Here is a 7,664-nt window from a genome sequence, read left to right on the forward strand (position 1 = left end):
ATCCCGCCGGGCGGGTGCTGTTGTTATGGTGTCTGCAAGGCGTCGAGGCGGCCATTGCAGGGCTTGGGTTGGAGCGCAATCCCTCAGCGGCGTTCCATCCCGGCGACAGTTTGCTTCCGGCTGGCGAAAAATAAATGACCAGTCGGTTATTTATTGCTCGATTGTAGCAACAAAATTATTTGGGACAGACACTGATTTACCTGACTTTTCCGCCTTCCAGGCAGATAGAGCTTGACAAGCCGACAGCCAATCTTCTACATTGCTCGAATGACTTCCGCAGCAAACTTCTCCCTACGCCACAACAGCGCCAGCGCCCCGCTAGCGTTGCTACCGGTGTCGCTACTACTAGCCTCGCGCTAAAATCCGCAGTTCCTGCCGTTTCCGCTGATGTCACGCGATCCGGCAAACCCAATCAAATCCAGCAATACCGGCAGTAAAACCAGGCAGTGACGCGCAAGCTGTAGCAAGCCGACGTCGCAGCCGCATCAGGCGAAGCGATCATGCATTCGAACACCAGGACCATCCACACTCCGCGCCGGCCAGCATGCCATACGGGCTGCGCGCGGCAGGAGATGCCGCCTCTGGCTCTATGACGGGTTGTCTGGCCACGCGCCCGTGGCAGCCAGGCAACCCGCTCCGCCACATCTGACGCATTGAAGCATTTCCGCATTCCACGCATTCTTCAGACTTAGAGGTCCATCATGATGTTGAACAACCCCGCCGCCAAATACCGTCCCTTCCCCGCCATCGACCTGCCGGATCGCACCTGGCCCAGCAAGGTGATCGACACCCCGCCGATCTGGATGAGCACCGACCTGCGCGATGGCAACCAGGCCCTGATCGAACCGATGAACGCCGAGCGCAAGCTGCGCTTCTTCGAACTGCTGTTGAAGACCGGCCTGAAGGAAATCGAAGTCGGCTTCCCCTCGGCCTCGCAGACCGACTTCGATTTCGTGCGCAAGCTCATCGTCGAAAACCGCATCCCCGACGACGTCACCATCATCGTGCTGACCCAGTCGCGTGAAGAACTGATCCGCCGCACCGTCGAATCGCTGGAAGGCGCCAAGAAGGCCATCGTCCACCTGTACAACTCGGTGGCACCGGCCTTCCGCAAGATCGTCTTCAACATGTCGCGCGACGAGATCAAGAACATCGCCGTCACCGGCACCAGGCTGGTCAAGGAACTGACCGATGCGCGTCCCGGCACCGAGTGGCGCTTCGAGTATTCGCCGGAATCCTTCAGCACCACCGAACTGGACTTCTCCAAGGACATCTGCGACGCCGTCTGCGAAACCTGGGGTGCCAGCCCGACCCGCAAGATCATCCTGAACCTGCCCTCCACCGTCGAGTGCGCCACCCCCAACGTCTATGCCGACCAGATCGAGTGGATGTGCCGCAACCTGAAGCATCGCGATAGCGCCATCATCTCGGTGCACCCGCACAATGATCGCGGCACCGCCGTGGCCTCGGCAGAACTGGCCGTGATGGCCGGCGCCGACCGCGTCGAAGGCTGCCTGTTCGGCAACGGCGAGCGCACCGGTAACGTCTGTCTGGTGACACTGGCGATGAATCTCTACAGCCAGGGCGTCGATCCCCGACTCAGGTTCACTGAGATGAAGCGGGTGGTCGAGATCGTCGAAAGCTGCAACCAGATCCCGGTTCATCCGCGCCACCCATGGGCGGGAAGCCTGGCCTATACCGCCTTTTCCGGCTCGCATCAGGATGCGATCAAAAAAGGGTTCGATGCCCGCCGGCCCGGCGATCGCTGGGAAATGCCCTACCTGCCCATCGACCCGCAGGATATCGGCTGTAGCTACGAGGCGGTGATCCGCGTTAACAGCCAGTCCGGCAAAAGCGGCAGCGCGTGGCTGATTGAGCAGAATCATGGTCTGAAGCTGCCGCGCGCGCTGCAGCAGGATTTTAGCCTGCACGTCCAGCGCGAAACCGATACACATGGTAAAGAGATGACCCACAACGCGCTGTGGCAGCTGTTTCGCGCCCGCTATGGGCTGCTCCCCCAGCCGCCGCTGGCGCTGCTGGATTACCAAAGTGATAGCCAGCAGGACGGTCAGCTTTCTCTGCAGGCCTCCCTGCGTATCGCCGGCGAAACGCGACGTCTGCAGAGCCGCGGCAACGGCCTGCTGTCCGCCGCCGCCAGCGGGCTGAGCGGCCTGTTAAAACAAAACTTCGTGATTAAGGATTATCACGAGCATACCCTCGGCGAACGTAGCGACAGCCGTTCAGTAGCCTATATTCGCTGCGTCTTCCCGAATGGCGACAGCCGCTGGGGGGTGGGAATTGATAACGACGTGGCGCGCGCCTCGCTGCAGGCGCTGTGTAATGCGATGAGCGCAGGTCATTATTCCGGTGAACGGAAGTAGTCGCTGGGGGCAACGCCTGTTACCCGGCGAAACATGGCGCTAAAAGCGCTGTGGCTACCGTAGCCGAGATCCAGCGCCACCCGCAGTACCGACTGCCCCTGCGCCAGGCGAACCAGCGCTTCCATCAGCTTCGCCCGGCGCACCCATTCGCTCCAGGTGAGCGTGGTCTGCTGCTGAAAATGACGATTCAGCGTGCGCTCGCTCATGTTGCTCTCTTTCGCCGCCTCGGCGCTGCTCCACGAGTCGCCGGGCGCTTCTCTTACCTTCTGGCATAAACGGCGCAGGGCTTCGCTTTGCGGCTCCGGCAGGCCAAACGGCAGCACCGCCATACCGCGAATTTCATCAAGGATCAGTTCGTAGATGCGTTCATCGCGGCTGCCCGGCGCGTAGGATTCCGCCAGCGTCAGCGACGCGACAATCAGTTCACGCAGCAGCGGAGTCACCTGCACTATCTGGCAGGCAGAGGGAAGATCGGCACGCGCGAGAGGATCGATAAACAGGGTTCGCGCAGCGGCAGCGCCGGTAACCCGTAGGGTATGTGGGGTACCGGCGGGCAGCCAGACGCCTCGCCCCGGCGGCACAACCCAGTAGCCATGCTCGGTTTCTACCCGCACCACGCCGCTAAGAATATGCAGCAGCTGGGCGCAATCGTGCTGATGCCAGGGTTCGCTATCGCCATGGGCGTAATCATGGGCAAAAGGCACCAGCGAACGGTGTTGAAAATTGAAGGTTAAGGTCGTCGACATCGCCGCGGCGTCAGGGAATAGCGGCCCGACGGAGTTCGCCGGGCCGTAGCAGAAGCACTAGATGTGCAGTTCTTGCAGTTTTTCTTTCGGCAGCGCCAGCTCATCGTTGCTGTTGACGCGGACATCGCGCTCGATGATATGGCGAGCGATTTCCTGAGCTTCTTCCAGCGAGTGCATGGTGTAGGTTCCGCACTGGTAAACGTTCAGCTCCGGGATCTGGTTCTGATCTTTCACCTTCAGCACGTCGGCCATCGCCGCTTTCCAGGCATCCGCGACGCGCTGCTCGTCCGGCGTACCGATCAGGCTCATATAGAACCCGGTGCGGCAGCCCATCGGAGAGATGTCGATAATTTCCACACCATTACCGTTCAGGTGATCGCGCATGAAGCCGGCAAACAGGTGCTCAAGGGTATGAATGCCTCTTTCCGGCATCACTTCCTGGTTTGGCACGCAGAATCGCAGATCGAAAACGGTGATTTCATCGCCGTGAGGCGTGTTCATTTTCTTCGCGACACGCACCGCAGGCGCTTCCATTCGGGTATGGTCGACTGTGAAACTATCTAACAACGGCATTCTTCACCTCCGATAGTGATTTTTTTAAAAATAAAATGAACTCTTTTTGAGGCAGCGAGTCTGAGTATATGAAAGACGCGCATTTATTATCATCATCATCCCTGAATCAGAGATGAAAGTTTGGCCACAGTGATGTGGCCGTTTTCTTTTTTACGGCGCGTAAAGCTACGCGTGCCTTGCCAGCAGCGCTTCAAACGGCTCGCTATCCGCCGCTTCCACCTTCTTCTGTCGCTGTAGCGATGCCTCACGCTCGGCAACAAAATCCGCCTCGCTTAAAATTTCCAGCGACTCTTCGCGTAGCATCGTCCGATAGCGATCGGCCAGCTCTCTGCCGGTGCCGCCAATCCCCTCTTCAAGCATAGAACGCAGAATGCGCGCCGAGAAGGTTAATTCCGGGTTGTCGAAGCAGGCGACCAGCTCATCGCAGGCCTGCTGATAGGCCTGGCATCCGTGGATGCTATCCAGGGTCTGCGCCACACGGCGTAAATCGCGGAACAGATCTTTGCCGACCTGGGCCAGCGGGAACTGCGCGGTTTCGCAGCCAATCCCCAGCGTCAGACCCGGCTTACGGCCTTCCAGAATCACCCGATTCCAGTTGGTGCGCGTGCACAGCAGCTCGTCGCTGCTCATCTCCGGCGCATCAGCCAGCACGCACCAGACCATAAACAGATCGAGGAAACGCACCTGCTGCTCGTCAACGCCAATCGGCGAGAACGGGTTGATATCCAGGGAGCGAACCTCAATGTACTCAATACCGCCGCGCAGCAGCGCGTCGGAAGGCGTTTCGCCGCTGCGGGTCACGCGTTTCGGGCGAATCGGCGCGTACAGCTCGTTTTCAATCTGCAGCACGTTGCTGTTGATTTGCAGACGCTTACCGTCTTTCTCCAGCCCGATATTTTCATACTCTTCGGAAGGCGTTTTAATCGCCCGCTTCAATCCTGCCACATACTCGTAGAGATCGTTAAACGTAATTCCGAGATTACTTTGCGATTTATTGGTATAGCCCAGATCGCTCAGACGCAACGAGGTCGCATACGGCAGGTAGTACATGCCGTTGCCGGCTTTCTCAAACGGCAGCGACGTCGGTTTGCCCTGCAGGAACGACGAGCAGATCGCCGGGGAAGCGCCAAACAGGTACGGAATCACCCAACCAAAACGGTAGTAGTTGCGAATGGAGCGGAAATAGCCCGCTGAAATCGCTTCTTTACCGCTTTCCGCATCCTCAACGCCGCACTTAGCCTGCCAGAAAGCCATCGGCAGCGAGAAGTTATAGTGCACGCCGGAGATGGTTTGCATCAGCGCGCCATAGCGATTTTTCAGCCCTTCACGATACAGCGTTTTCAGGCGACCGATATTAGAGGTGCCGTACTGCGCCAGTTCAATATCCTGGCCGGGCGCGATATAGCAAGGCATGCTCAGCGGCCACATGCGCTCGTCGCCAATATGACGTGCGGTATAGCGATGAACATCGCGCATAAAGGTGAGCATATGCTGGATATCGCCATCAACCGGCGTAATAAATTCCAGCAAAGCTTCGGCAAAATCGGTGGTAATCCACTTATGAGTCAGCGCTGAACCCAGTGCCTGCGGATGACCGGTAGTGGCCAGCGTGCCGTCAGCGTTGACGCGCAGCGTTTCGCGTTCAAGACCACGTTGAATACCCTGCAGCGCCTGCGGATTTTTTTCCAGCCAGGCCAGCGCCTGTGATACGTCCGGGATCAATTTGACCTCCCGCCTGTCGAAATCGTTTGAATTAGCATAATTGTAATGGTTGAACAATCAGTCCAATTAGTGCCACCACGTCATGCCCTGAAGCGTTATCGCCGCAACGACGATATAGCGTATTGCTTTGCCAAGGCATAAAAAAAAGAGCACTGGTCCCCAGGAAATGCGCATCCATCCCGCCAGTAAACACAGCAAATCGCCTATAACAGGCGCCCAGCTTAATAATAGCGCGGCCGCGCCGTAGCGCCTCAGCCAGCCGGACGCCTTCTCTTGCCAGCGCGATGTTTTGCGCAGCGGAAACAGGCGCCCCAGAATAACGTTAGTTACCCCTCCAAGGCTATTACCGATTATTGCTATTAAAACCAGTAACCACGGCTGACTCACCCCCGCCAGCAGCATAGCAATTAACACCACTTCCGAATTGCCGGGAAGCAGCGTGGCGCTCAAAAAGCTGCTGGCAAACAGCGATATCAGCGACAGCGAGTCGCTCACAGCAATCGCACGTCCACGGCATCCATTCCGGCGCGCTTTGCCGCCTGCAGACCGAAGTCCGCATCTTCAAAGACCACGCATTTCTCCGCCGCAACGCCCATGCGTTCAGCGCAGAGTAAGAAAGTATCAGGCGCGGGTTTATGGTTGGCGACATGATCGGCGGCAACCACCGCCGAGAAGTAGTGGCGCAGGCCCAGATGGGCCAGCAGCGCTTCAGCAACGGCGCTCTCGCTGCCGGTACCGACCGACATCGGACGACGACCGTGCCACTCTTTGACCACCTCAATCAGCGGTAAAGGGCGGACGCTATCAAGCAGCATCGCTTTCACGGCGTCCGTTTTTTCCTGCGCCAGAGAGTGAGGATCTAAATCAGCCTGATTTAATTCGATAATGGCCTGAGCGATCCGCCAGGTTGGAGAACCGTTAAGCGCGACCATAGCCTGCATATCAAAACGCATACCGTAACGTCCCAGAACCTCGTTCCATGCCTTACGATGCGTAGGCTCGGTATCGAGGATCGTGCCATCCATATCAAAAATCAGTCCTGCGTAACGTTCGTACATCGTCTTCTCACCAACCTGTTAAGGAGGAGTTACTGTAACGCAAAAGGTCTGCTTTGTCGCTGCCAGCGGTAGATACAACAAGGGCGCTCGATGGCGCCCTTGTTGATACAGATGCAGTGTGGTGCGTTTATTTGATTCTTAAATCGTTCTCAACCATACGAACGCCCTGCACTTTTCGCGTCACTTCTACCGCTCGTTTAGCGCTATCGGCGGATGAGACAAAGCCGCTGAGCTGTACACGACCTTTAAAAGTCTGGACGCTAATTTCCGAAGACTTAATCTCTTTGTCATTGAAGAGCGCGGTTTTGACTTTGGTGGTCACGACGGTATCGTCAATATACCCTCCGGTACTTTCCTTTGTGGACGAACCTGCGCAGCCCGCCAGCGATACGGCGACCAGAAGCGTCGCGCAAAACGCAGATATTGCCTTGAACCATTTCATGGATTTCTCTCCTTGCACTTATCCCACCCAGTATCAGGTCGGTTAACAGGAATAAATTATAGTGGAAATAGGGAGTTGCCAATGAAAAAAGTGCTGAAGGGGGAGGTGAATTATTGCGCTTAAGAGGTTTTGAGACAAAGAGAGTGGCTGGAGCTTATCTCGCAGACCATGAAACAACAGCGTGGCTGATATCTCGGAGAAGATGGTGCATCCGGGAGGATGACTCACTCGGTTCGCCCTTCGGGCCGTTGCTGAAGCAACGTTATCCTCCCTGGTGCTGGCGATTATCTCGCAGACCGTGAAACAACAGCGTGGCTGCTATCTCGGAGAATATGGTGCATCCGGGAGGATTCGAACCTCCGACCGCTCGGTTCGTAGCCGAGTACTCTATCCAGCTGAGCTACGGATGCATCGGGAAACTTACTTTACTGCAGATTTTGATACCGCTGCTAAAGCCGTATCAAGTAAGATGGTGCATCCGGGAGGATGACTCGCCTTGCGGCTCGCCCTTCGGCGCCGTTGCTAAAGCAACGTTATCCTCTCTGGTGCTTGCGGCTAATACCGCCACCTCATCCACACCTTCGTTGCTGAAGGTATGGAGAATATGGTGCATCCGGGAGGATTCGAACCTCCGACCGCTCGGTTCGTAGCCGAGTACTCTATCCAGCTGAGCTACGGATGCAAAATGGCGGTGAGGCGGGGATTCGAACCCCGGATGCAGCTTTTGACCGCATACTCCCTT

The 7,664-nt window shown here is 57.1% G+C and carries 7 protein-coding genes and 2 tRNA genes; 1 reads left to right on the forward strand and 8 read right to left on the reverse strand.

Annotated features, from left to right (window positions below; translation table 11 throughout):
- Positions 1 to 701: 701 nt before the first annotated feature.
- Complete coding sequence (gene leuA / locus VE092_RS00265; RefSeq protein ID WP_324872652.1) at positions 702 to 2,381, forward strand: 2-isopropylmalate synthase; 1,680 nt, start codon at positions 702 to 704, stop codon at positions 2,379 to 2,381.
- Here leuA and VE092_RS00270 read toward each other — a convergent pair.
- The 8 genes from VE092_RS00270 to VE092_RS00305 all read right to left on the reverse strand — a co-directional run bounded on the left by VE092_RS00270 (position 2,360) and on the right by VE092_RS00305 (position 7,604).
- Positions 2,360 to 3,127, reverse strand: a complete 768-nt coding sequence (locus VE092_RS00270; protein WP_142469453.1) for an AraC family transcriptional regulator — start codon at positions 3,125 to 3,127, stop codon at positions 2,360 to 2,362. The genes leuA and VE092_RS00270 overlap by 22 nt on opposite strands.
- Before the next feature lie 57 nt (positions 3,128 to 3,184).
- Positions 3,185 to 3,700, reverse strand: coding sequence for an S-ribosylhomocysteine lyase (luxS, locus tag VE092_RS00275; protein WP_004104795.1), 516 nt, complete (start codon positions 3,698 to 3,700; stop codon positions 3,185 to 3,187).
- Positions 3,701 to 3,865: 165 nt separating this feature from the next.
- Positions 3,866 to 5,479, reverse strand: coding sequence for a glutamate--cysteine ligase (gene gshA / locus VE092_RS00280; RefSeq protein WP_324872660.1), 1,614 nt, complete (start codon positions 5,477 to 5,479; stop codon positions 3,866 to 3,868).
- A 9-nt stretch (positions 5,480 to 5,488) separates the two neighbouring features.
- Positions 5,489 to 5,917: a YqaA family protein gene (locus VE092_RS00285; RefSeq protein ID WP_004123993.1), complete on the reverse strand. Its 429-nt coding sequence runs from the start codon at positions 5,915 to 5,917 to the stop codon at positions 5,489 to 5,491.
- Complete coding sequence (gene yqaB, locus VE092_RS00290; protein WP_004123996.1) at positions 5,914 to 6,480, reverse strand: fructose-1-phosphate/6-phosphogluconate phosphatase; 567 nt, start codon at positions 6,478 to 6,480, stop codon at positions 5,914 to 5,916. Before yqaB ends, VE092_RS00285 begins: the two co-directional genes overlap by 4 nt.
- Positions 6,481 to 6,607: 127 nt before the next feature.
- A complete protein-coding gene (locus tag VE092_RS00295; protein WP_004123998.1) occupies positions 6,608 to 6,922 on the reverse strand; it encodes a BON domain-containing protein in 315 nt (104 codons plus the stop codon).
- Between the two features lie 333 nt (positions 6,923 to 7,255).
- A tRNA-Arg gene (locus VE092_RS00300) sits at positions 7,256 to 7,332 on the reverse strand.
- Positions 7,333 to 7,527: 195 nt separating this feature from the next.
- A tRNA-Arg gene (locus tag VE092_RS00305) sits at positions 7,528 to 7,604 on the reverse strand.
- Positions 7,605 to 7,664: the final 60 nt, after the last annotated feature.

Source organism: Herbaspirillum sp. (assembly GCF_035644555.1).
Taxonomy (GTDB): Bacteria; Pseudomonadota; Gammaproteobacteria; order Burkholderiales; family Burkholderiaceae_D; genus Herbaspirillum.